The organism is Cupriavidus sp. H19C3 (genome assembly GCF_049393815.1).
Lineage (GTDB): Bacteria > Pseudomonadota > Gammaproteobacteria > Burkholderiales > Burkholderiaceae > Cupriavidus.
In genome coordinates, this window is the sequence record NZ_CP184986.1 from 1,066,328 (window position 1) to 1,089,696 (window position 23,369).

General features: G+C 64.7%; 23 protein-coding genes. 12 read left to right on the forward strand and 11 right to left on the reverse strand.

Annotation, left to right across the window (positions count from 1 at the left end; translation table 11 throughout):
• Window positions 1–31 precede the first annotated feature (31 nt).
• The 3 genes from DFLDMN_RS24350 to DFLDMN_RS24360 all read right to left on the reverse strand — a co-directional run bounded on the left by DFLDMN_RS24350 (window position 32) and on the right by DFLDMN_RS24360 (window position 3,175).
• A complete protein-coding gene (locus DFLDMN_RS24350; RefSeq protein WP_423200366.1) occupies window positions 32–1,576 on the reverse strand; it encodes a methyl-accepting chemotaxis protein in 1,545 nt (514 codons plus the stop codon).
• Window positions 1,577–1,740: 164 nt separating this feature from the next.
• Entirely contained in the window at window positions 1,741–2,535 is a 795-nt protein-coding gene (locus DFLDMN_RS24355; RefSeq protein WP_423200367.1) for a DUF4239 domain-containing protein, read from the reverse strand.
• Window positions 2,536–2,749: 214 nt separating this feature from the next.
• Window positions 2,750–3,175: a rubredoxin gene (locus DFLDMN_RS24360; RefSeq protein WP_423200368.1), complete on the reverse strand. Its 426-nt coding sequence runs from the start codon at window positions 3,173–3,175 to the stop codon at window positions 2,750–2,752.
• A 229-nt stretch (window positions 3,176–3,404) separates the two neighbouring features.
• Here DFLDMN_RS24360 and DFLDMN_RS24365 point away from each other — a divergent pair, with 229 nt between their 5' ends.
• Entirely contained in the window at window positions 3,405–3,803 is a 399-nt protein-coding gene (locus DFLDMN_RS24365) for a hypothetical protein (RefSeq protein ID WP_423200369.1), read from the forward strand.
• A gap of 14 nt (window positions 3,804–3,817) precedes the next feature.
• Here the strand turns inward: DFLDMN_RS24365 and DFLDMN_RS24370 are convergent, their stop codons facing one another.
• From DFLDMN_RS24370 to DFLDMN_RS24385, 4 genes are all read right to left on the reverse strand, one after another.
• A complete protein-coding gene (locus tag DFLDMN_RS24370) occupies window positions 3,818–5,470 on the reverse strand; it encodes an AAA family ATPase (RefSeq protein ID WP_423200370.1) in 1,653 nt (550 codons plus the stop codon).
• Window positions 5,471–5,518: 48 nt separating this feature from the next.
• Window positions 5,519–6,193 carry an alpha/beta hydrolase gene (locus DFLDMN_RS24375; protein WP_423200371.1) on the reverse strand — a complete coding sequence of 225 codons (675 nt, stop codon included), beginning with the start codon at window positions 6,191–6,193 and terminating at the stop codon, window positions 5,519–5,521.
• A gap of 111 nt (window positions 6,194–6,304) precedes the next feature.
• Complete coding sequence (locus tag DFLDMN_RS24380) at window positions 6,305–7,069, reverse strand: SDR family NAD(P)-dependent oxidoreductase (protein ID WP_423200372.1); 765 nt, start codon at window positions 7,067–7,069, stop codon at window positions 6,305–6,307.
• A 200-nt stretch (window positions 7,070–7,269) separates the two neighbouring features.
• Complete coding sequence (locus tag DFLDMN_RS24385; RefSeq protein WP_423200373.1) at window positions 7,270–8,169, reverse strand: LysR family transcriptional regulator; 900 nt, start codon at window positions 8,167–8,169, stop codon at window positions 7,270–7,272.
• A 138-nt stretch (window positions 8,170–8,307) separates the two neighbouring features.
• Here DFLDMN_RS24385 and hglS point away from each other — a divergent pair, with 138 nt between their 5' ends.
• Window positions 8,308–9,669 carry a 2-oxoadipate dioxygenase/decarboxylase HglS gene (hglS, locus tag DFLDMN_RS24390; protein ID WP_423200374.1) on the forward strand — a complete coding sequence of 454 codons (1,362 nt, stop codon included), beginning with the start codon at window positions 8,308–8,310 and terminating at the stop codon, window positions 9,667–9,669.
• Here the strand turns inward: hglS and DFLDMN_RS24395 are convergent.
• The 3 genes from DFLDMN_RS24395 to DFLDMN_RS24405 are packed head-to-tail and all read right to left on the reverse strand — an operon-like array spanning window position 9,666 to window position 12,369.
• Window positions 9,666–10,277: a thiamine pyrophosphate-dependent enzyme gene (locus tag DFLDMN_RS24395; RefSeq protein WP_423200375.1), complete on the reverse strand. Its 612-nt coding sequence runs from the start codon at window positions 10,275–10,277 to the stop codon at window positions 9,666–9,668. The genes hglS and DFLDMN_RS24395 overlap by 4 nt on opposite strands.
• A gap of 20 nt (window positions 10,278–10,297) precedes the next feature.
• Entirely contained in the window at window positions 10,298–10,867 is a 570-nt protein-coding gene (locus DFLDMN_RS24400) for a phosphonopyruvate decarboxylase (protein WP_423200376.1), read from the reverse strand.
• A 20-nt stretch (window positions 10,868–10,887) separates the two neighbouring features.
• Window positions 10,888–12,369 (reverse strand): aldehyde dehydrogenase, encoded by a 1,482-nt coding sequence (locus tag DFLDMN_RS24405; protein ID WP_423200377.1) that lies wholly within the window; start codon window positions 12,367–12,369, stop codon window positions 10,888–10,890.
• A gap of 298 nt (window positions 12,370–12,667) precedes the next feature.
• On the opposite strand from DFLDMN_RS24405, the gene DFLDMN_RS24410 reads away from it, so the two are divergent.
• From DFLDMN_RS24410 to DFLDMN_RS24450, 9 genes are all read left to right on the forward strand, one after another.
• Window positions 12,668–14,095: an FAD-binding oxidoreductase gene (locus DFLDMN_RS24410; protein WP_423200378.1), complete on the forward strand. Its 1,428-nt coding sequence runs from the start codon at window positions 12,668–12,670 to the stop codon at window positions 14,093–14,095.
• Window position 14,096: 1 nt separating this feature from the next.
• The gene (locus DFLDMN_RS24415) at window positions 14,097–14,627 is read left to right on the forward strand and encodes a hypothetical protein (protein WP_423200379.1); all 531 of its coding nucleotides are present in this window, start codon (window positions 14,097–14,099) and stop codon (window positions 14,625–14,627) included.
• A gap of 27 nt (window positions 14,628–14,654) precedes the next feature.
• On the forward strand, window positions 14,655–15,575 hold the full coding sequence (locus tag DFLDMN_RS24420; RefSeq protein WP_423200380.1) for a LysR family transcriptional regulator: 921 nt from the start codon (window positions 14,655–14,657) through the stop codon (window positions 15,573–15,575).
• Window positions 15,576–15,734: 159 nt separating this feature from the next.
• Window positions 15,735–16,967 (forward strand): CaiB/BaiF CoA transferase family protein, encoded by a 1,233-nt coding sequence (locus DFLDMN_RS24425; protein WP_423200381.1) that lies wholly within the window; start codon window positions 15,735–15,737, stop codon window positions 16,965–16,967.
• Entirely contained in the window at window positions 16,960–17,385 is a 426-nt protein-coding gene (locus DFLDMN_RS24430; protein WP_423200382.1) for a PaaI family thioesterase, read from the forward strand. Before DFLDMN_RS24425 ends, DFLDMN_RS24430 begins: the two co-directional genes overlap by 8 nt.
• 165 nt (window positions 17,386–17,550) lie before the next feature.
• Window positions 17,551–18,252 carry a haloacid dehalogenase type II gene (locus DFLDMN_RS24435; protein ID WP_423200383.1) on the forward strand — a complete coding sequence of 234 codons (702 nt, stop codon included), beginning with the start codon at window positions 17,551–17,553 and terminating at the stop codon, window positions 18,250–18,252.
• A 195-nt stretch (window positions 18,253–18,447) separates the two neighbouring features.
• Window positions 18,448–20,115, forward strand: a complete 1,668-nt coding sequence (locus DFLDMN_RS24440) for an MFS transporter (protein WP_423200384.1) — start codon at window positions 18,448–18,450, stop codon at window positions 20,113–20,115.
• Between the two features lie 66 nt (window positions 20,116–20,181).
• A complete protein-coding gene (locus DFLDMN_RS24445) occupies window positions 20,182–21,084 on the forward strand; it encodes a LysR family transcriptional regulator (protein WP_423200385.1) in 903 nt (300 codons plus the stop codon).
• Window positions 21,085–21,257: 173 nt separating this feature from the next.
• Complete coding sequence (locus tag DFLDMN_RS24450; protein WP_423200386.1) at window positions 21,258–22,223, forward strand: Bug family tripartite tricarboxylate transporter substrate binding protein; 966 nt, start codon at window positions 21,258–21,260, stop codon at window positions 22,221–22,223.
• Between the two features lie 51 nt (window positions 22,224–22,274).
• On the opposite strand, the gene DFLDMN_RS24455 is transcribed toward DFLDMN_RS24450, so the two are convergent.
• Complete coding sequence (locus tag DFLDMN_RS24455) at window positions 22,275–22,994, reverse strand: alpha/beta fold hydrolase (RefSeq protein ID WP_423200387.1); 720 nt, start codon at window positions 22,992–22,994, stop codon at window positions 22,275–22,277.
• A 164-nt stretch (window positions 22,995–23,158) separates the two neighbouring features.
• On the opposite strand from DFLDMN_RS24455, the gene DFLDMN_RS24460 reads away from it, so the two are divergent.
• Window positions 23,159–23,320: a helix-turn-helix domain-containing protein gene (locus DFLDMN_RS24460; RefSeq protein WP_423200388.1), complete on the forward strand. Its 162-nt coding sequence runs from the start codon at window positions 23,159–23,161 to the stop codon at window positions 23,318–23,320.
• The last annotated feature ends 49 nt before the right edge of the window (window positions 23,321–23,369 follow it).

Genomic DNA, 23,369 nt, shown 5'->3' on the forward strand with positions numbered 1-23,369 from the left:
CCGGTCTCCGTTGCCCGTCGACCAGGCTGCGTCAGCGAAACACGCTGACCGCCTCGACCAGTCGCGTCGCCTGCTGCTTGAGGCTTTCCGCCGCTGCGGCGCTCTGCTCCACCAGCGCCGCGTTCTGTTGCGTGATGTTGTCGAGTTCGCTGACCGCCTGGCCGACCTGGGTAATGCCGCTGCTCTGCTCGATGGTCGCCGAGCTGATGTCCGCGATCAGGTCCGAGACGCGCTTTACCTGGACGACGATATCGTCCATGGTCTTGCCGGCGTCATTGACCAGCGTGGCACCCGATTCGATCTTGCCGACGCTGGTACTGATCAGCGTGTTGATCTCCTTGGCCGCGCTGGCACTCCGCTGCGCCAGCGAACGCACCTCGGCGGCGACGACCGCAAAGCCGCGCCCCTGTTCGCCCGCGCGCGCGGCCTCGACCGCGGCGTTCAAGGCCAGGATGTTGGTCTGGAATGCGATGCCGTCGATGACCGAGATGATGTCGGCGATCTTCTTGGAGCTCGCGGTAATTTCCTGCATCGTGGTCACCACTTCGGACATGGCCTGCCCGCCCCTGGCCGCCGCGGCGCTGGCCGAACCCGAGAGTTCGGTGGCCTGGGTCGCGGTTTCGGCATTGCTTTGCACGGTGGCCGTCATCTGCGTCATCGATGCCGCGGTGTCCTGCACATTCGTCGCCGCCTGCTCGGTGCGCGCGCTGAGATCGTTGTTGCCCTGCGCAATCTCGTTGCTGGCGGTCTGCACATTGAACACCTGTCCGCTGACGTCGTCGATCAGCCAGCGGAACATCAGGCCCAGCTGACCGATCGTGCGCAGCGTCATACCGATCTCGTCGACACGGTCGGTGGGTTCGACCTTCTGGCTTTCTCCCGATGCCACGCGCAGCGCCTGTTCCCGCATCTGCTCCAGCGGCCGCGAGATCTGCGCATCCAGCCACAAGGAGACCAGCAGCGAGCAGATGGCGGTGACGCCGGCCAGACCCGCGAGCGCGCCATGCGAGACCCCGAGGGCCCATGCCCCGATCACGATCGACGGCACAAGGGCCATCAGCGCCGACCGGATGCGCCAGCGCACGCTCATGGTCTGCAGCGCCGAAGTCCAGCTTGCCAGACCCGTACGTACGATCAGGCCTTTGTGGAAACGCTGGCTGCCGGCCCGACCTTCGCGGAAATTGCGATAGAGGGCCTCGGCGCCGGCAATCTCCTCGCGGGTCGCCTTCGTACGTACCGACATGTAGCCGACCGGCCGGCCATCTCGTATCACCGGGGTCGCGTTGGCGCGTACCCAGTAGTGGTCGCCATTCTTGCGCCGGTTCTTGACCAGCGCGGTCCACGGTTCGCCGCCTTTGAGCGTGGCCCACATGTCGGCGAAGGCCTCCCTGGGCATATCGGGGTGGCGCACGATATTGTGCGGCTGGCCCTGGAGCTCCTCGGCGCTGAAGCCGCTCACCTCGACAAAGGCGCTGTTGGCATACGTGATGTGGCTCTGCGTGTCAGTCGTCGACATCAACGTCGCGTTGTCGGGAAGATCGAATTCACGCTGGGTGACAGGTTGATTGTTTCGCAAGAACGTAAGCCCTTTCAGCACAGTAGACGCGACTGGCAGCACCAAACCTGCTGCACGCCGATTGAGCACGTTAACGGTGCAATCGTGCGAATCTTTAACGGGCCCGCGCCTTGCGCAGCAGTCGGTTCACCAGCCGTGTGCGGTGGCCCGGCGGTGTGCCTGTGTCATTTCATGCTGTCGCGCACGTCCCGCAGCACCTGGTCGAAATCGTCGACGCGGATCAGGCCCAGACGCGGATACTCGAGATCGACGATGACGTACAGGGTGGCGGCCAGCGTCGCCGCGAAGAGCGCAGTATGGAGCCAGTTGCGCGGCCCCCGCCTTGCCATGCCGTAGCCGGCAAAGAGCGCCCCGATCCAGCTGAGCGCGAGCAGCAGGACGTAGATCACGCCGGGCGGATGCTCCCGGGTCGACGCCAGCCGGCTCGACGCGGTATCGAATGCGGCGTTGAGCGCCGGCAGCAGGAGCATGGTCGCCGCCGGGTTACCAGCACGTGGACTCTCCGCGACCGCTCGTTGCCACAAGCGGTCGCGCATCGCATCGGCGCGCGCGAGGGACTGAGCCACGCGCTCGCGATCGGGGACGGCCCGATACGCCTGGAGTCGCGCATCCAGGTATTGCCGGAACGTATCGCGCAGTTCCTCGCGGGCGGGCGTGGGCAGCAGGTCGAGGCGCAGGTAGGCAGTCCCGATGTCGTTGGCCTCCTTGACGATCAACGTGCGCCGCGCCTCGAACCTGGCCGCCGCCCCGGAAAAGGTGAACGCAATCAGCAGACCGAGCAGCGCGAAGATGGCGCTCGTGACCGCCCCGACCCCCGTACTCTCCGGCTCGCGGCCCGCGTTGACCTGCCATCGCCACACCAGCCGGCCCATTTCCATGGCGGCCAGGATGCTGGCGAACAGCCCGACCGATAAGGTAATGGCGCCGAACACGCCGGAACCATAAAGGAACGATCCCATATCCGCCTCCCAGTCGTGGGACGACTTCCCACTCCAACGCGCAGGCTGTCCGATGACGGAAGCAGCCTGTTCATTCAGCGCGCAGGAAAGCGTCGCGTCTATTGGGCCAAGGTCCAGTCCGGCGCGTGCGGCTTGTCGCTCACTGCTGTCACGCACCACATGCTACCGATTGGTAGCCGTTACGTTTCGGGCTTGGGAGCCGGCGTCATGGGCGTTAAAACTCGACCATCGCAAAGTCTTCCTTGCCGACATCGCATTCCGGGCAACGCCAGTCGTCGGGGATGTCGGCCCAGCGCGTGCCGGGCGCGATGCCGTCCTCGGGCCAGCCCGCGGCTTCGTCGTAGACCCAGCCGCAGATGATGCAGACCCATTGCTTGAACTCGGCTTCGGCGGGTACGGTGGCGTCGGACTGCGGAGCCGGCGCCGCGGTGTTGGCGGACCGCTCGTCGGGGGGCCCTTCCAGGCTGAATACCAGCGGCGCGTCGGTGCCTTGCGTGGCTTGCGACAAATGCGACTGCAGCCGCTCCAGCAATGCCTGCGCCTCGTCGCGCGTCAGGTCGACCCAGTACGGGTCGCCGGCGCCATCGTTGAGGCGCTGCGGGGAAAACTGGATCTCGACGGACGTGCCTTTCTTGTACATGCGGGGACGGAAGCGATCATAAACAGCCGCGTAGATGGCGACAGTCTGTGATGCTTCAAGGGTGCGCGCCGGCAAAAGGGTGCCGTCCGCGCCGCAAGAGGGTTCTGTCCGCGTCACGAACGGACGTCTCGGCACGGCTGCCCGAGCTGCCCCAAACGGGCGTTCTCTTCCGCCCAAACCCGACGGCCGTGCGAAAATCCGTCCCATGCATTGCCATGTCAACCGACTGATGAAGACATCCCGTTGCTCCCTCGCCGCCTTGCTGATTGCCCTCGTGTCCGTGGCCGGATGTTCGGAGCGCGGCAACGCGTCCCGGAAGAATGCGGAAAGCCCCCCCGCTGCCGCCAGTGCGCCGCGCACTGACGAATGGCTCGGCAAGTGGACGGGTCCGGAAGGCACCTTCCTCGAACTGGCCGGCGGTCATGGCAGGTACGAAGTGACCGTGCAGAACCTCGATGGCCCGCGCAAGTTCGAGGGCCGGTACGTCGATGGAGGCATCGCGTTCGAACGCGACGGCACCCCCGAGATCATCCGCGCCACCACTGGTGCCGAGACCGGCATGAAATGGCTCGCCGACAAGAAACACTGCCTGACGGTCCGCAAGGGCGAAGGCTACTGCAGGGACTGATCGCAACCGGCCGCTCAAGCGCCGGCGCCCACGCGGCATCCTGCGGGCTCGATCGCGCGGAACTGCGCACACAGCCGGAACACCTCTTCCGACAGCGGGATCTGCTTCGCCTTGCCATAGCGGGTGGCAAGCTTCATCAACTCCTTGATATCGCGCCCGCTCGCCTTCGGATAGGCCGCGGTCAGGGCATCGACCAGCCCGTCGTCCAGCTCGGCGCCGCACTGCCCGGCCTGCAGGCGCCACAGGCGTGCCGCATCGGCCCGGCCTGGCGTTTCGTAGTGGATCGTGGCAATGCAGCGCGACAGGATGGCATCGTCGACATCGCCGGTACGGTTGGTGGTCATGAACAGCAATCCGCTGAAATACTCCAGCGTGCGCAGAAACTCGGCAACGATCGCGTTGTGCTCCAGGTCGTTGTCGCGGCGGCGGATATAGACGTCGGCCTCGTCCAGCAACAGTACCGCGTTCCAGCGCATGGCCCGGCGCAGGATCTCCATGAGGCTGGCGCCCACCGAGGCGGCCGTGGTACCCAGTTGTCCCGAATGCACGCGGTAGAGCGGCTTGCCGACGACTTCCGCATACACTTCCGCGGTCAGCGTCTTGCCCAGGCCGGGCGCACCCTGGCAGAGGATGGTCGTGCCGCCCGATTTGCCGGGCACGAAGTCCTGGACCAGGACGTCCATATGCGAGGTCAGAATGTCGATCAGATCGCGATGCTGGTCCGGCAGCACCAGCTTGTCGCGCAGTTCCGGCCGGTAGCGATATTCGGCGAGGTGGTTGACGTGCACCCAGATGTTCCGATGCCATTCCAGATGAAACAGATGCACGTAGCCATGTAGCGGCATCTTTTCAAAGCCGGTGGCAACGCCCGCCCGGCGCCAGAACTCGGCGTCGCATGTCACTTCAAAACGGCGTTCGAGCCGTTCCTCGTCGTTGATGCAGCGCGCCGCCACACCGTCCCCCAGCCGCGCCAGCGCGACGGTGCCCTTCCCTTCGACCGTGAAGGCGGCGCCCGTCGCGATGTACTGTGCGCCAAAGCTGCGCTGATAGCGCACAAAGAGTTCAGCATGCCGTTCATATTCCTGCCGGAATTCGGCGCACTCCTTGAAGAAACCAAACTCGGCAAGCAGTTGCGGGATGGTGCGGTCGACGATCTCGTCGCGTGTGACGATGATCGAGGTCGTCATTCCCGCCCTGCGCCGTGCCGGGTCGGTCAGCTCCGAGTTGGCGGACAGCATGGTGTTTGCCAGCAGGTCGAGCGCCACGTAGGGCATGCCCTGCTCGGGCTCCACGTGGCGAATGCGCTGGACCAGCCAGGGCAGCAGTACGCCATCGCGGCTGCGCTGATACAGCCAGCCATCGATGACATCGCGCGACAGATAGGCGACCAGTCCTGCCACCAGCAATTCGAGGCCGGGAATGGTGCGTGCCTGCGGCGCGTTGTAGATGTTATCCAGCGCAAGCATCTGGAACAGCAGCTCGCGCTCGTTCTGCGCCTTGCTCAGCGCGTAGAGCGAATTCAGCGACTGCGCGTCGAACAGGCGCGCCGACACGGACATGCTGCCATGGCAGATGCCGTGCGCCTGGAGCTGCCGGGCCAACGGGGACTCGGCATTGATCATGGCGAGCAGCGGAAGAATCAGAGACTGCGGAATCTCGAAATTCATGGGGTGCACTCCGTTAGCGGCGGATCCAAGGGCTCACATGACGGAGCGTCATGCCAGGAAAAAGCGGATGGCCTCGGCTACGATCGGCGGCTGGATCGCATGCTTGCCATTGAACTCGACATACTCGACATCGTAGCCGGCCGCCTGCAGCTTGGCGGCATTGGTGCGGCCGCTGGTCTGCACGGGCAGTTGCTCGTCGACCAGTCCATGGGCGATAAAAACCTTGGGGGCGCCTTCCTGGGTGAATACGGACATGAATCCGCCGGAGAACGCGATGACGTGGCTGGCGATGTCGCCGTTGGTAATCCCGATGGAAAGGGCGTAGCTGGCGCCATCCGAAAAGCCGGCGAAGGCCAGCCGGTCACGCTGGATCAGGTAGCGCGCCGAGACGGCGGCCAGCGCCTTTTGCAGACCCTGCAGATCGGGCCCGTTGCCGCCGATCACGATGTCCCAGGTGGGAAACGTCGAATGCGGCGCCAGTACCAGAAAGCCGTGCGCATCCGCGTGCGGCTCGATAAAGGGCAGTACTTTTTCCGGAAAGCCGCCGGCACCGTGAAACATGACCAGCAACGGCACGGGTGCGGGGCCAAGTCCTGGCGGTACGTACAGGACCGCATCGCGCTCGGCGGCGATACCGAGCCGGTGACGCCCCGGTGGCAGGACCGGCTGTGACGGCTCGGCGTGCGTAAAGCTCATCCGGCCTAGCAGGGAAGGATCGAACATTGGCGGAGGCGATGCATCGAGATGGTGATATGTAATATATCACCATTCTAGTGCGTGTGGCCTATAGCGCCACCCCGCCGCCACCCCGCCACCCCGCCGCCCCGCCAAAGCTCAGATCTGTTGCTGGCCGCCGTCGACGAACAGTTCGATGCCATTGACGAAGCTCGCATCGTCCGACGCCAGGAACAGCGCCGCGGCTGCGATTTCGCCAGGCTCGCCCAGGCGCCCCATCGGGATCTGCGCCGCCAGGTAGTCGGCCAGACCCTGGCGCTGCGCGGCATCGTCACCGGCGAGGTCGAGCAGACCCGGCGTGCGGGTCGCGCCCGGGCTGATGGTATTCACGCGGACGCGGCGGTCCTTGAGATCAAGAATCCAGCTACGTGCGAAGGCGCGCACCGCCGCCTTCGAGGCCGAATACACGCTGAACGCCGCTGTCCCCGCGCTACCGGCCGTCGAGCCGGTGAGAATCACCGAGGCGCCTTCGGCGAGGAGCGGCAGTGCCTTCTGCACGGTGAACAGCACGCCCTTCACATTGCGGTTGAAGGTGTCGTCGAAGTGCGCTTCGGTGATGTTGCCAAGCGGCACCATCGAACCGCCACCGGCGTTCACGAACAGCACGTCGAGATGGCCCTGCTCCTCCTTGATCTGCGCATACAGCCCGTCGAGGTCGGCGAGCCGCGTGGAATCCGAACGTACGCCAGTCGCCTTGCCGCCGGCGTCGCGAATGCGCTTTACGGCGGCGTCCAGCTCGGCCTGACGGCGGCCCGTGAGATAAACATGCGCGCCTTCGGCGGCGAAGCGTTGGGCGGTGGCCAGACCGATGCCGCTGGTGGCGCCGGTGACGAGTGCGATCTTGTTGTCCAGTTGGCGTGCCATGGTATTGCTCCTGTCGTTAGGGTTGCGGGCGTTGGCCAGAGTCGGCGGTAACGCGCTGCGGTGAGAGGAGAATAGCGATGGCGCGGTATTTTCAAAATAGAATCAATAAAAAATTAACGTTTCATAAATGAAAGGATAAACCTATACCTGGTTTCCCCGGGTCAGGAGGTCATCGACCGTACCGTTATTAACAGAGGGCCCTACGGCTTGGCCGTCGCCGCTTCTTCCCGCAGCCACTTTCTGAAGGCCTCCAGCGGCGGGTAGGTAGCCCGGTCCCGGGCGTAAGCCAGGAAATAGGCTTCGGCGGAACGCTGGCCGCCGTTCACCGCCTCGACGAGATCTCCGCGCTGGAACTCGGCTTCGAACAGGAAGCGCGGCAGTAACACCACCCCGATATCGGCGATTGCGGCCTGGACGGCAACCGCGAACTGGTCGACATACATGCCCGGCTCGGGGGCTGTGCGAATGCCGAACGATTCGAACCAGCGCCGCCAGCCCTGCGGCCGCGAGGCCAGGTGCAAGAGCGGCGCCCGGAGCAGGTCTTCCGGTTCCGCGAGGCCGTACTGCTCCCGCAGCTTGCGGCTGCAAGCCGGCACCACCGTTTCCGGCATCAGGTAATCCAGCTCCGCCCCGGGCCAATCGGTCGTCCCGTAGTGGATCGCGGCATCGACCGCGTCCAGCTTGAAGTCGAACGGCTCGAGCCGCGTCATCAGGTTGATGGTGACGCCCGGATTCTGCGCCAGGAACCTGGGCAAGCGCGGGGCCAGCCAGCGTGTGCCGAAGGTCGGCAGGATCGCCACGTTCAGTTCGCCGCCCTGTGGATTGGCGCGGCAACCAAGCGTGGCCGCCGCGAGGCGCTGCAGCGAGCCGCGTACTTCGTGCGCATAGGCTTCGCCCCGTTCCGTCAGCCGGACCGTCTGACGATCGCGCATGAACAGCTCGGCACCCAGCATCTCCTCCAGCGCCCGAATTTGCCGGCTGACCGCGCTCTGCGTCAGGCTCAGCTCGGTTGCCGCCAGCGTAAAACTGCCCAGCCGGGCGGAAGCCTCAAACGCGCAGAGCTGCCCCATGGAGGGCAGGAATCGACGGGGCAGAATCATAGGTCATGCAAACATAGGTCATGCAAAAACGGAATGACCCGTGACCAAAAGATCGTTTGTGTCACCGGGGACCACAACTTAGCATGCGCACACGCGCGCTCATCGCGCGGGACGTTTTCGTACATCCTTCCTCTACCCATGATTCCTACGTTTGTCGACGCCGATGACATCCGGGCGCAGTTCTCGGCCGCGATGTCCGAGATGTACCGTGCCGAAGTGCCCCAATATAGCGCCTTGCTCGATCTCGTTGCCGAGGTCAACCAGCGTACGCTGCAGGCCAATCCCGACCGGAGCGACCTCGCGGCCGCCGATTCGGGACGCCTGGCGGTGGAACGTCACGGTGCCATTCGTGTCGGTACGCCGCAAGAACTGGCCACCCTGCGCCGCATCTTTGCCGTGATGGGCATGAAGCCCGTTGGCTACTACGATCTGGCGGTGGCGGGCGTGCCCGTCCATTCCACGGCGTTCCGTCCGACCGAGTTCTCGGCGCTGCAGAAGAACCCTTTCCGGGTCTTCACCTCGCTGCTGCGGCTCGAACTCATCGACGACGCGGCGCTGCGCGAAGAGGCCCGGCGCATTCTGGCCAGCCGCAGCATCTTTACCGCGCGTGCGCTGGAGCTGGTGGCACGCTGCGAAGACCAGGGCGGCCTGACGCGGGACGAAGCGCAGGCGTTTGTCGCCGAAGTGCTCGAAACCTTCCGCTGGCACAGCCATGCGACGGTCACCGCCGAGACCTACCACAAGCTGCACGATGCGCACCGCCTGATCGCGGATGTCGTCTGCTTCAAGAGCACACACATCAATCACCTGACCCCGCGCACCCTCGACATCGACGCCGCGCAGGAAGCGATGCTCCGGCGGGGCCTCAACGCCAAGGACGTGATCGAAGGCCCGCCGCAACGAAAGCACCCGATTCTACTCCGGCAGACCAGCTTCAAGGCGCTCGAGGAATCGGTGGTCTTTCTCAACGAAGCGACCGCCGGCACGCACACGGCGCGCTTTGGCGAGATCGAACAGCGCGGCATGGCACTGACGAAGACGGGCCGCGCGCTCTACGACCGCCTGCTGTTCTCGGCACGCGAGGCACAGGCCGCCGGCGCGAACTACGGCAAGAGCCTGCGCGAAGCGTTTACGGCGTTTCCGGACGATCTGCTGACCATCCATGCGCAGGAACTCGCCTACTTCCAGTATCACGTCGCCGACCCGGCCGCCTTCGCCAAAGAGACCGAATGGGACCTGCATGGCTGGGTCCGGCGTGGCATCGTCGCGCTCACCCCGATCACGTACGAAGACTTCCTGCCCGTGAGCGCGGCCGGCATCTTCCAGTCGAATCTCGGTGGCACGGCGCAGAAGCACTATTCGGCATCTGCCTCGCAAGCGAGCTTCGAAGCCGATCTGCAGGCGCCGGTGCTCGACGAACTGGCCCTCTACGAGGCCATGCAAGGCGAGTCCGTGCGCGAGCTGAAGGCGAAGTTCGACGCCGCCATGGCGGCGCGCTAGTTGCGCCGTCCGACGGCTGGGGCGGCCGGGGCGGCCCGGCCGTGGAGCGACTGCATGAAGCGATCGGTGATGACCGCGCCGTCCCGCTCCGGTACGGTCCGCGGCTGGTCGCCCGGTTCGATCTTCAGAACGGCGACGAGCGTGCCATCGCACGCGTGCAAGCGGTCGCGCAGGCCGGGAATGTCGTCAGCGGAGCAACAGGTTTCGGCCCTCGCCAGTCCGCATGCGCGCGCCACGCCGGCGAGATCGGTACCGAACCCGGTGGCGGTTTGCTGCATGCCCGTCTCGGCGTATTGCTCGTTATCGAGCACGACGATCGACAGGTTCGGCGGCCGGTGTTGGGCGATCGTCGAGAACGCGCCCAGCCCCATCAGCATCTCGCCGTCGCCGGTGAACACGACGACCGGCCTCCCGGGCTGCGCCAGCGCGAGGCCGAGCCCGACCATCGCCGCCGAACCCATCGCGCCCCAGTCATAGAAATTCAGGGCGTGGTCGCCAGCGGCAAAGACATCGTAGACGGGCGAGCCGAGGCCGGCCACGACCAGCATGTCGTGGCGATCCCGAAGGAGTTGAGCGACAGCGGCACGGCGCGGGATCAGTGTTGTCATGGCAGTCTCGATCGTTGAGGTTATTTGGACCAGTTCTTGCGACCAATCAGGCGTTGCGAAAGCATGACGGCGACGCATCGCCTGGAATGGAAGGCCTGGTCCATCGCGCCGGCGCACAGCTCGCCGACGGTATCGGCGGACTCGGCCCGGAACACGTCGAAGCCCATCAGTTCGAGCGCCGCGCCCGCGCGCTTGCCCATCGGGATCTGCCAGGGAATGTATTCGGCAAACTCCCCGCGCATCGTGACGAGGAGCACCAGCGGCATGCGGCAGTTCTCGGCGAGCGTGAAGAGGTTCAGGCAGTTGCCGACGCCGGACGACTGCATCAGCAGAACGCTGCGGACACCGCCCAGGTGCAGCCCCGCGGCCAGGCCCACGCCCTCCTCCTCGGTGGTCAGTACGGTGGTGTCGATCGATGGGTCCTGGGCACAAAGATGGATCAGCCCGCGATGGCCGCCGTCCGGTACATAGGCGACGTGCCCGATATGGCAGGATTGGAATGCCGCATGGATGTCCTTCTGCCACGGGCGTATGGTCTGGTCGAGATCTGCTGTCATGGAAGGGGAAGATGATTCGGGAGTAAAGGTCATGAACCCTGGATGCGCCTGACTCAGCCAAGGCGCATGACAAACGGATTTCCGGGCGGCTGCGTGGCGTTGTTGATCCACACCGTCTTCGATTGCAGATAGAGCTTGATCATCTCCTGGCCGCTTTCGCGTCCCAGGCCGCTGGCCTTCATGCCGCCAAAGGGCGCCATGAAGCCCAACGCACGATAGGTATTTACCCAGACAGTTCCGGCTTGCAGCCCTTGCGTGAACCGGAATACACGGGCCATGTCCCGGGTCCACAGACCGGCGCCGAGGCCATAGTCGGTGCCGTTTGCCAGGGCCAGCGCCTCGTCGTCGGTGTCGAACGGAATGACCGCGAGCACCGGGCCGAATATCTCTCGTTGCGCGAGCCGCGAGGCGTGGTCCACATCGCGGAAGATGGTCGGCTGCACGAACAGGCCGCCGCTGGCATCGTGATGAGCCCGGCCGCCACAGGCCAGCGTCGCGCCCTCGTTCACGGCATCGTCGATGCAGCCGAGCACCTTGCTGTACTGGGGCGCGTTGGCCAGCGGCCCCATCTGGGTATCGGGCGCAGACGGATCTCCCAATCTGATCGTACTGGCCAGCGCACATATCTTGTCCAGGAACGCGTCATGGATCTCGCGCTGGACCAGCAGCCGCGAGCCGGCCATGCAGGTCTGGCCGGCTGCCGCAAAGATGCCCGATGCCACCCCGGCCGCGGCGGCGTCGAGATCCGCGTCCGCGAACACAATGTTCGGTGACTTGCCGCCAAGTTCGAGCGTGACATGCTTCAGATCGCCGGCAACAGTGCGGTTGATGGCGCGCCCGGTGGCATCCGAACCGGTAAACGCCACCTTGGCAACGTCGCGATGCGCGACCAGCGGGGCGCCCACGCCCTGTCCCGTACCGCACACCACGTTGATCACGCCAGGCGGAAAACCCGCGTCCTGAAACAGCTCGGCAAAGGCAAGCGTCGACGCGCTCGAGAACTCGCTTGGCTTGACCACGAAGGTATTGCCGGCTGCCAGTCCTGGCGCGAGCTTCCACGTCAACAGCAGCAGCGGTGAGTTCCAGGCGGTAATCGCCGCCACCACGCCGAGCGGCTCCCACGTCGTGTAGACAAAATGGTCGGGCTGATCGATCGGCAGCACCGCGCCCTCGATCTTGTCCGCCAGGCCACCGTAGTAGTAGAACCACTGCGGAATATGGCGCAACTGGGCCAGCATCTCGCTCAGGAGCTTGCCGTTGTCACGCACTTCGATCTCGGCCAGCCGCTGCGCGTTGTCCGCCACAAGACCGCCCAGGCGCCGCAGCAAGGCGCCCCTGGCGGTGGCGGAGAGCCCTCGCCAGGCCGGTCCCGTGAAGGCGCTCCTGGCCGCCGCAACCGCGGCGTCCACATCCGCGCCGTTGCTGTCCGGAATCTCGCACCAGTTTTCGTTGCGATAGGGATCCAGGCTGGGGATCCATTGGCCTGATGCGGGTGGAGTCTTTATTCCCGCAATGAGGTTGTCGAAGCGCTGCATGTGTGAACTCCGCGTGGGCAGGTTGGGACCGGCAAGCGGCAACACCTGTGACAGGTGGGGCCGTCCGATGTGGCAGCCATCCTACCCAGCGGTCATAGCGGCGGGAAATTCGATGTTGTGATGCCGATATTCATGCCCCCAATGCGCGCCGGCGGGCCCCGCACTTCCTTCCTCAAACGCATGACGTCGTTCCAAAGAAGCGTTTGCCTGGCATCGCGCGGATTCCGTACGATCCCCGGACCTTGCCCGTGGCAACCGCGGGCCCAGTTGAGAGCGGCAACCCTGAAAGGAGACGACCATGACCCGGACGCAAGCATTGCTGGATTTTCTGGCGCGCGAACATGCGTCGATCGACGTGCTGACCACGCCGTCGGACACCGCCGCCTACGAAACGGGCGCCCGGTATGGCCGCGGATCCGCCGCCGCGGTGGTCCGGCCGGCCTCGACCAGCGAGGTCCAGGCCCTCGCCAGGGCTGCACAGGCCCATGGCGTGCGCCTGGTCGCTCAAGGCGCCAACACCGGGCTCGTGGGCGGCTCCAGTCCGGACGCCAGCGGAACGCAGGTGGTGCTCAGCACGGAGCGTCTGAAGGGGGCGATCGAGATCGACGTGATCAACCGCTCGGTCACGGTACCGGCGGGGACGCGCCTGAGCGAGCTCAACCAGCGCCTCGCGGAACATGGGCTCTTCTTTCCCATCGACCTTGGCGCCGATCCCACCATCGGCGGCATGATCGCCGCGAATACCGGCGGCGCACGCCTGCTGAAGTATGGCGACGTACGGCACAACCTGCTGGGCGTGGAAGCGGTGCTGGCGGAGCCGGCCGGGGAGGTGCTGGATCTGCTGCAGCCCTTGCGCAAGAACAACGTCGGCTTCGATTTCAAGCAGCTCTTTGTGGGCACCGGCGGCGCCTTCGGCATCGTCACGGCCGCCGCCCTGCAAGTGCACCCGCTGCCGCAACAGACCTCGTGCGCGTTGATCATTCCCGGCACCGGAGACGCGGTGAACACGCTGATCAGACTGCTGGACATCGAGTTCGCCAACTACCTGACCTCCTGCGAGGGCATCTCGCGCGCCGCGGCGGAGGCCGTCGTCAGCCATATCGAGGGGGTCGAGAATCCATTCGAAGCGATGGCAGATGCGGACTATGCGGTGCTGGTGGAACTGACCGCCGCCCGCCCCGCCGGGAATGGATATCCGGATCTGGATGCGCTCATGCTGGCTTTCCTGGAGGCGCACTTTGGCACCGTGATCGGCAATGCCATCGTCGGCAAGGCGGAGATGCTGTGGAAACTGCGCCACGCCATCACCGAGTCGATCCGCGGGCTGGGGAGCATCGTTGCCTTCGACCTGTCGGTGCCGCGCTCCCGCATCGCGACGTTCCGGACCGTCGCCACCCGGCTGGTCGCGGAGAAGTACCCATGGATGCGAGTCTTCGATTTCGGTCACCTCGGCGACGGCGGCATCCATCTCAACATGGTCTGGCCCGACAGCGACGCGCCACGCTACGACAGCGACGTGGTCGAACGACTGCGCTCGGATATCTATGCACTGACGGTGCGGGAATTCTCCGGCAGCTATAGCGCCGAGCACGGCATTGGCCCCTACAACGCCGCGTACTATCAAGCGTTCACCGCGCCGGCCGTGCTGGCGCATATGGGCGGCATGCAGTCCCAGTTCGACCCGAGGATGACCCTCGGCAGAACCTGGCTGGGCAAGGCCGAGTAACGTGACCGCGGCGACCTCTTCGCTGCGCTCGCCCCGCCGGAGACCGCGCGAGGACATCGCCGAGGCGGAACCCGTGACGCCGGCTGATATGCTGCATTTCATTCGGGCCTCGGTGAAACGGATTCTGCGAGAAGCGGGCACTCCGCGCGGGACGCACGCGGTGGACCACGCGGTGAACCACGCGGCGGATCACGCGGCGGATCACGCGGTAGAGCGCGCGCTGTCGCGCCTGCTGGGCACGGCCCTGGTGACGCGCTCACCGATGGAGATCGCCATCGCCCTGGGGAGCGCCGCCGAACTGATGATGTTTCCCGACCCGGAGGTGCTGGAGGCATGCACCGCGGCGGTCGATGCCGGCGGCCACCGGACCCTGCGCGGTGTGGTCTGGGCGGTGCGTCATCGCAGCAGCAAGGCGGGACGTCGCAGCCATCGCTTTGCCGTGGCGCTCGAGGAGGCAGGAAACCTGCCGTCCGCAACTTGCCCGTCCCCGGCGTGCCCGTCGCCAACTTGCCCGCAGGCGGCTTGCTCATGATAATGGTCGCTGACACGTTCATCGATCATGAGAAAAAACATACCCAACCTCGGGGCGCTCCAGGCGTTTGAAGCGTCGGCACGGCTTGGCAGCTTTGCGCGCGCGGGCGATGAGCTGGCGTTGACCCAAAGCGCCGTCAGCCGTCAGGTGGCGGCGCTTGAACAACGGCTCGGCATCCAGCTGTTCACCCGCGTACGCCGCCGGCTGGTACTGACCGAGGTCGGCCGGGAGTACTCGGGGAGAATTCGCCGGCATCTGGAGATGCTCCAGCGCGATACCCAGGAGCTCAGCGCCGGCCGGAGCATGGGCCATGTCCTGAATATCGCCGTGATTCCGACCTTTGCCACGCAATGGCTGATCCCGCGGCTCGCCGACTTCGCGCGCGATTATCCCGGCATTACGGTCAACCTGTCGTCGCGCGCTTCGGCATTCTCGTTCGAGGACCAGCCGTTCGATGCCGCGATCCATTCGGGCGACAAGCTCTGGCCGGACACGCGCGGCATACGGCTGATGTCCGAAGGCGAGATGGTGCCCGTCTGCAGTCGGCGCTATGCCGATCAACACGATCTCTCATCCGAGGCCGGCTTTAGCGAGGCACGCCATCTTCACCTGAGCACGCGGCCGAACACGTGGCGGGACTGGTACGAGGCGCAAGGCTGGGAGTATCCCGTGGCAGCCTCGCGCGGCCCGCGGTACGACATGCACACCATGACGGCGATGGCCGCCAGCGCGGGGCTCGGCATCGGTCTGTTACCCCGCATCCTGATCGAGTCCGAACTGCGCCATGGCAGTCTGGTGATCGCAGCGGATCGCTCGCTCGACATCGAGCAGTCCTATTTCGTCGCGTATCCCGCCAAGGTCAAACCAGCCGAGGCCCTGGAAACGTTCATGACCTGGCTCGCGGCACAGGCCAGGCGTGAACGCCCCGATACGCGGGAAACTCGCTAGACGGCAGTCGTAACGGGATCATTCAGCAGATCTATTTCGCTATCGCAAATATCCATTGGACCGATGGGGTCGCCAGCCCTAGCCTTGTGCGCACGGCTCGCGCCCGGACCGGGCGTGCGCGTCCTGTCCTGTAGTCTTCATTCACTGCGATGTAGCGATATGCGACCCCTTGCTGGAATTCGAGTTCTCGACCTGACACGCGTCGTGTCGGGTCCGTTCTGCACCATGCTGCTCGGCGATCTGGGTGCCGAGATCATCAAGATCGAGGAGCCGGAGCACGGCGATGACAGCCGCGCCTTCGGCCCGCCCTTCACCGGGGGAGAGAGCGCCTATTTTCTTTCGGTCAATCGCAACAAGCGGAGCTGCGCGATCAACCTCAAGAAGCCGCAAGGCGTCGAGCTGGTGCGCAAGCTGGCCATGCGCTGCGATGTCGTCATCGACAATTTCCGCCCTGGCACGACGGATCGGCTGGGCCTCGCCTACGCCGATCTCCGGCGAGACAACCCGGCGCTGATCAGTTGCGCGATTACGGGCTTCGGGGCCGAAGGCGTCGATGCCAACCGGCCCGGCTACGACCTCATTATCCAGGGTGAATCGGGCATCATGGATATCACGGGGGATCCGCACGGTCTGCCCACCAAGATCGGGACCTCCATCGCGGATCTGGTGACGGGCCAGTTCGCGTCGCAGGCCATCCTCGCCGCGCTGGTCGAGCGCGCACGGACCGGACAGGGCAAGCACGTGGATATCGCGATGCTCGACTGCATGGCCTCGTTGCTCACGTTCAATGCCGGCATCTACTTCACCACCGGCCAGAGCCCCAAACGACGCGGTAATGCCCATCCGACGATCGCGCCGTACGAGACGTTCAGGGCCGCGGACGGCTGGCTCAATATCGGCGTGGCCAACGACAAGTTCTGGCAGCTGTTTTGCCAGGTGCTAGAACGCCCCGACCTCGGCGCCGACCCGCGTTATGCGCGGGCGAGCGAGCGAGTCTCGCGACGCGGCGAACTGGTGCCGATCATCGCCGACATCATTGCCGCCCAGCCGCGTCGATACTGGATTGCCGCCCTGACCAGGGCCGGTGTTCCGTGCGGGGATATCCGGTCCGTCGCAGAGGTTTGCGAGGCCGAGCAGCTCACCGGGCGTGGCATGATCGTCGAGATGGCGCACCCCACCGCGGGCACCGTCAAGAATATCCTCAGCCCGTTCCGCTTCGGCGGCGATGATGGCGGTGATGGCGATGCGGCGCGGCATCTCGCGGCGCCTTTGCTGGGCGAGCACACGGCCGCGGTCCTGGCCGAGCACCTCGATATCGGTCCCTACGAAGTGCGGGCGCTCGAAGCGCTTGGGGTCATTCGTTGTCACCAGGCGGAGACCGCGCATGGATAAGGCAGCCGCGACGGTAGCGTTCGAGCGCGCGCTCGCACGGCATCAGCCAGCGTTCGGGCAGTTTTTCCTGGCGCAGCTGCTGGGCCTCGAGTTCGACTATACAGACGATCGTTGCATCGTCTCCTTCGAGTTGAAGGATTTCCTGTTCAATCCCCAGGGCTCGCTGCACGGCGGCATCGTTGCGACGGTGATGGATATCTCGATGGGCCATCTGCTCAGGCGCTGCCAGGGTCCCGGCGCGACGCTGGAGATGAAGACGCAGTATCTGAAGGCGGTGCGGCAAGGGCGCATGACGTGCACGGGGCAGTTCATCCGCCAGGGCCACGGTATCTCGTTTCTGCAGTCGACCCTGGTCGACGATACCGGGGACATCGTCGCGTATGCCACCTCGACCTGGAAGCGATTGAAGACCCCCTGAACCGCGGCGTGGCGGCGGTCGGCCCACAGCGCCGACCTGGGCTGTCACTATTCATACGAAAAATATCGACATACATTCTATCCATTTGATGAATAGCCCGGCGGCTCTTACAGTGGACCTGCAGTTCACCCAACGGCAAATACCAACCGCTAGATGAGGCATCAAATGGAAGCAGTGGATCTGAAGAAGAAAATCAAGGTTGTCATGTTCGACCAGTACGGCACCGTGGTCGATATGCAGAAGGGGCTGGTGGAAGTCGCGACGCCGTTCCTCAAGGACAAGGGCTGGACCGGCAACCCGAATTCGTTCGTCACCTGGTGGCGTCGTACGCATTTCGAGAACTCGATGATCGACGCGTTGCTCCACAAGGAACACACGCCGTATCGCGAGATCGGCCACCGGGCCGTCTCCTATACCCTGGAGCGCGCGGGCATCGCGCACACGCAGGACGAGGTGCGCTACCTGGTGAGCTGCATCGAGCAGCTCAAGCCCTTCCCCGACGTGCCGGAGGCGCTGGCACGCCTGCAGACCCGGTACCGCATCGTGGTGCTGTCCAACGGCGACCGCGACATGCTCGAGACCGCGAAGCAGTACCACCAGATCCCGTTCAACAACGTGATCTCCGTGGCCGAATCGAACGCGTTCAAGCCGCACGTGGCCACCTATACCAAGGCGGCGGAAATCGAGCAGGTTGCCATGGACGAGGTACTGTTCGTGGCCAACCACGCGTTCGACTGCCTGGGCGCCAAGGCGGCCGGCATGCACAGTGCCTTTATCGATCGCCGCAAGCGTCCCTTCGGCGGCACGCCGCACCAGCCCGACCTGTGGGTCGACAGCATGAAGGACCTGGCGGATGTGATGGTGTAGGCCACGCGTCGCAGCCGGACGGGCGCCGCCCTGGCGGCGCCCCGGTGCCCCGGTGCCCCGGTGCCCCGATGCCCCAGTGCCACGGTGACCCTTCCGGGCACCCCTGCACACGCGCTCGCACTCTCGTTTGCGAGCGCAGCAGCCCCATCCCGATGCCGGCCGATCCGCCCGATACCAGTAAACCCGGAGACACCCATGAAAACCGATGTGCTTGACGGCCACCAGTCGTCACGCAGCATGACCGTGGAGGAGCGCAAAGTCGTGGTCGCGGCTTCGCTCGGCGCCGTATTCGAGTGGTATGACTTCTTTCTCTATGGCGCGCTTGCCGCGGTCATCGCCCGGCAGTTCTTCACCGCGCTTGACCAGACCTCAGCGTTCATCTTCGCGCTGCTTGCCTTCGCCGCCGGCTTTATCGTGCGCCCGCTGGGCGCACTGGTGTTCGGGCGCCTCGGCGACATGATCGGCCGCAAGTACACCTTCATGCTGACGCTGCTCATCATGGGCGGATCCACCTTCCTGGTCGGGCTGCTGCCTGGCTATGCCACCATCGGCGTGGCCGCGCCGATGATCCTGATCCTGCTTCGCATGCTGCAGGGGCTCGCACTCGGCGGAGAATACGGCGCGGCGGCCACGTACGTTGCCGAGCATGCCCCGCCGGCAGAACGGGGCCGCTATACGGCGTGGATCCAGACCACTTCGACCGTCGGTCTGCTGCTGTCCCTGATCGTTATCGTTGTCGCGCGCCAGGTGAGCGGCGACCAGTTCGACGCATGGGGTTGGCGCCTGCCGTTTCTCCTCTCGATCGTGCTGCTCGCGATCTCGACCTATGTGCGCCGATCCATGCACGAATCGCCGGCTTTCCAGAAGATCAAGACCGAAGGCCGGATCTCGAAGGCCCCGCTGTCGGAAGCCTTCGGGCAGTGGCGAAACCTGAGACTGGTACTCCAGGCGCTCTTCGGGCTACTGGCGGGCCAGGCAGTGGTCTGGTTCACCGCGCTCTTCTACTCGCTGTTCTTTCTCACGCAGACGTTGAAGATCGATGGCAATACGGCCAATCTGCTGCTGGCCGCCGCACTGGTCATCAGCACCCCGCTCTATGTCGTGTTCGGCAAGCTGTCCGACCGGATTGGCCGCAAGCCGATCATTCTGGCGGGATGCCTGCTCGCGGCCGTCACGATCTCCCCGATTTTCCATGGCCTGACGCATTTCGGTAATCCCGACCTGGCGCGCGCGCAGGCCGCCGCGCCGATTTCGGTGCTGGCGAGCCGGGACGGATGCACCTTTCAGTTCAATCCCACCGGTACGGCGACGTTCAGCAAGTCGTGCGACCTTGCCAGGCAGGTGCTTGCCAGTCAATCCGCGCATTACGAAACCCTGAACACCGATCGTGCACAGACCTATGTCATGGTGGGCAACCACGCGCTGCTCGTGCCGTCCTTGTCCGGCCTCCGGAAACAGGAGGCCAGGGAGGCCGAGGACCGGTTCCGGTCCACGCTTGCCGGGGCATTGCACGATGCTGGCTATCCGAAACAGGCCGATCCGGGCAAGGTCAACGCGCCCGCGATCCTGTTGCTCCTGGTTTGCCTCATGACGTTCGGCGCCATGACCCTGGGTCCGATCGCCGCCATCCTGGTGGAGATGTTTCCGACCCGCATACGTTATACGGCAATGTCGCTGCCCTATCACCTTGGCAACGGCTACTTCGGCGGTCTGCTGCCCACCATCTGCTTTGCGCTGGTGGCCCATTTCGGTGGCATCTACTCGGGGCTCTGGTATCCGGTGGGCGTCGCGGCGTTCAGTTTCGTTATCGGACTGGTCTTCGTGCGCGAGACGAGAGGCACCGATATCGATCGGCAAGCCTGACGCGGGGGCGCTGCCGCATGTGTTATAAACGCGGCACGACAGCCCCCGAAGGACGGTACCCACTCCATGAACCTCCGCGCATTGGACCTGAATCTTCTGGTCATCTTCGATGCCCTGATGTCGGAGCGGCACGTCACCCGGGCGGCCAACAAGATCGCCATGAGCCAGCCCGCCATGAGCAATGCGCTGGCCCGCCTGCGTCATATCTTCAAGGACGAGCTGTTTATCCGCGGTGCGGGCGGCATGGAGCCGACGCCGAGAGCGCTGGAACTGGGCGAAGCGGTCCAGCAGATCCTGCGCCAGACCGAGCGCCTGCTGTCGAGCGACGTGGAGTTCGACCCGGCGACCTCCGATCGCGAGTTCACCGTCCGCATGTCCGATCTGGTCGGCTACCTGACGCTGCCGCGCATCTCCGAGGTCCTGACCAACGACGCTCCGGGCGTGTCGCTCAACATTCTCCACATGGCCCCCGAGCGAACCTTGAAGTCGCTCGAATCGGATCAACTCGATCTGGGCCTGAGCATGGAGTTGAATCACTCGTCGTCCATTCGCGCCGAGCCGCTGTTCCAGGACCGGATGGTCTGCATCATGCGGGCGAAGAATCCGGCCGCGAGCAAGCCGATGACCCTGCGGCGCTTTCTGTCGGCCGGCCACCTGCGTGTCTCGATGAGCCCCACGGACATCCGTTTCGTCGACAACATTCTTGCCGCGCAAGGCCTGCAACGCCGGGTCGTGCTGAACGTGCCACACTGGCTGCTGGTGCCCAAGATCCTGGAAAGCACCGATCTCCTGGCGGTAACGTCGGAAAAGCTGGCGCGGCACTTCCTGGACGACCGGCTGGTATTGGCCCGTTTGCCATTCGATACGCCGCAGTTCCACTGGAACATGTACTGGCACCGACGCTACGACCGCAGCCACGCGCATACCTGGCTGAGAGCGCAGGTGAAGCGGGCCTGCGCGGGAATCTGAACGCTGCCGTGCTCGGCGTCGCGTCCGCGGCGGCCACATTCACCGAACGAATACTCGCATACCAATAATCCATTAAACTTATCGGAGCTCGCCCTATACCATGATGTCGAGTGAGAACAGCCTGCTGCTTCGCTCTCACAAAAAAATAGAAATCGACATCATGGAGACTGCAAGTGAAAGCGCGACTGCTGCCGTTGGGTTTTATCGTTGGAACGCTCTTCTCGGGACCCTCGCTCGCCGAGACATGGCCTGCCAAATACGCAAGGATCATCGTGCCGTACGGCCCGGGCGGTGGCGTGGATTCATTCACCCGTCCGATCGCGACGAGTCTCTCCATGCAGTTGGGGCAGCAGTTCGTCGTTGACAATCGGCCCGGCGCGGGCGGCACGATCGGCGTCAATGCCGCCGCCCGGTCCAGGCCGGACGGCTATACCTTCCTTGCCGGCGGCGTGCACCAGATGATGGCCGAGAGCCTCTATACCAATCGCGGCTATGACATGGACAAGGATTTCACGCTCGTTGCCATTACCGCGATCGTGCCCAACGTCCTGGTCGTCAACCCCAAGGTACCGTTCAAGGACGTCGGCGAGCTGATTGCCTACGCCAGGGCCAATCCCGACAAGCTCACCTACTGCTCCTCCGGCAACGGCACGTCGCAACACATCATCGCGGAGATGTTCAAGATGGCGACGCATGTGTCCTTGCTGCATATTCCCCACCGCGGGACCGCCGCGGCCATGACGTCGCTGCTGGGCGGTCAGTGCGACATGATGTTCGACGGCATGGGCACCTCGGCGCAGCAGATCAACGCCGCAAAGCTGCGCCCACTGGCCGTGACAACGACGAAGCGGTCGACCGAATTTCCCGCCATACCGACCATGCAGGAAGCAGGCGGCCCACCGATGGATGCCGGCACCTGGTACGGGCTGTGGGCTCCGGCGGGGACACCGCCCGAGATCGTCCGGAAGATGCGTCACGAGGTCAGCCGCGCGCTGGACTCGCAGATGGTCAAGGACACATGGAAGGCGCAAGGTGCGGACCTGTCCAGGCTGCCCGCGGATCAACTTCAGTCGTTCGGCCGCCAGGAGATTGTCCGCTGGACCAAGGTGAATCAGTCCGCCGGCATCAAGATCGACTGAAGACACCACACCACCGGCAAGTCGCCGCCACTTGCCGGCACCGCGCGGGCACTACGGCACCAGCCCCCGTTTCCGCAGCCATCCATGGATCGCCTCGCCAAGCTGGCGCGGCTGCTCCATCGGCACCATATGCCCCGAGTTGGCGATCACCACGAGCTCCGCATCGGGGATGCCCGCGACCAGCTCGTTCGACTCCTCGCGGCTACGCAGCTGATCCGCGTCGGCGGCAACCACCAGGGTCGGACAAGCAATGCGCCCCAGCGTGCCGGCCGTATCGGGGCGCACCACGGAAGACTGCGTCGCGAACACTTCCGGGCCCAGTCTGACGCCCATCTCGCGAACCGCCGCGAGCAGCGCGAGGTCGCCGGCCCGGTCGGGATGCACCGACGCCTTGATCGCGGCCATGCTGAGCCCGCGAAATGCGCCTGTACGCCGTGCCGCCTCCACCGCCGCCTGGCGGGCGGCAACCTGCCGGGGCGTATCGGGGCGACTGGACGTGGCGACGAGAATCAACGCGGCCACACGCTCCGGTGCAAGCTGCGCGATGGTCCGCGCCACATAGCCGCCCATGGAGAAGCCCACCAGCACAAAGCGTTGGGGCGCATTCCGCAGGGTCCGCGTCGCGAGCTGCTCCAGTGTCGTGCCTTCGTTGATGTCACCGTACGAGACCGTGCCGATCGCACTCAGTTGCGGCACCACCTCCGCCCACAGGGCGGCATCGGCCATGTATCCGGGCAACAGGAAAAACTGCAACGATCGGGGGCATTCCAAGGACGTCTCAGGCATTCCATCACGCGATTGCTGGGGGACCACGCATTGTAGTGCCGGGCATGACGCCACTGCGCGACTTTATGAGCGCGGCGAGATTTTTCTTGTATCTTTTCGGGTTCTGACTTCCCGGATCCTGTTCTGGCTCGCTGAATCGAGGATATGCAATGGACCTGCTGAACAGCATGACTGTCTTCGTCCGTGTCGTCGGCTGCGAGAACTTCACCACGGCCGCCGACCAGCTGGGTATTTCCACGACGATGGTCAGCAACCATATTCGTGGACTGGAGGAGGGGTCATGCCAAGATACGGCCGATTCGCTATCATAAGCCTTGCGGTTATATAGAAAGAGACGAATCGCTTCATTTCGATATAAGT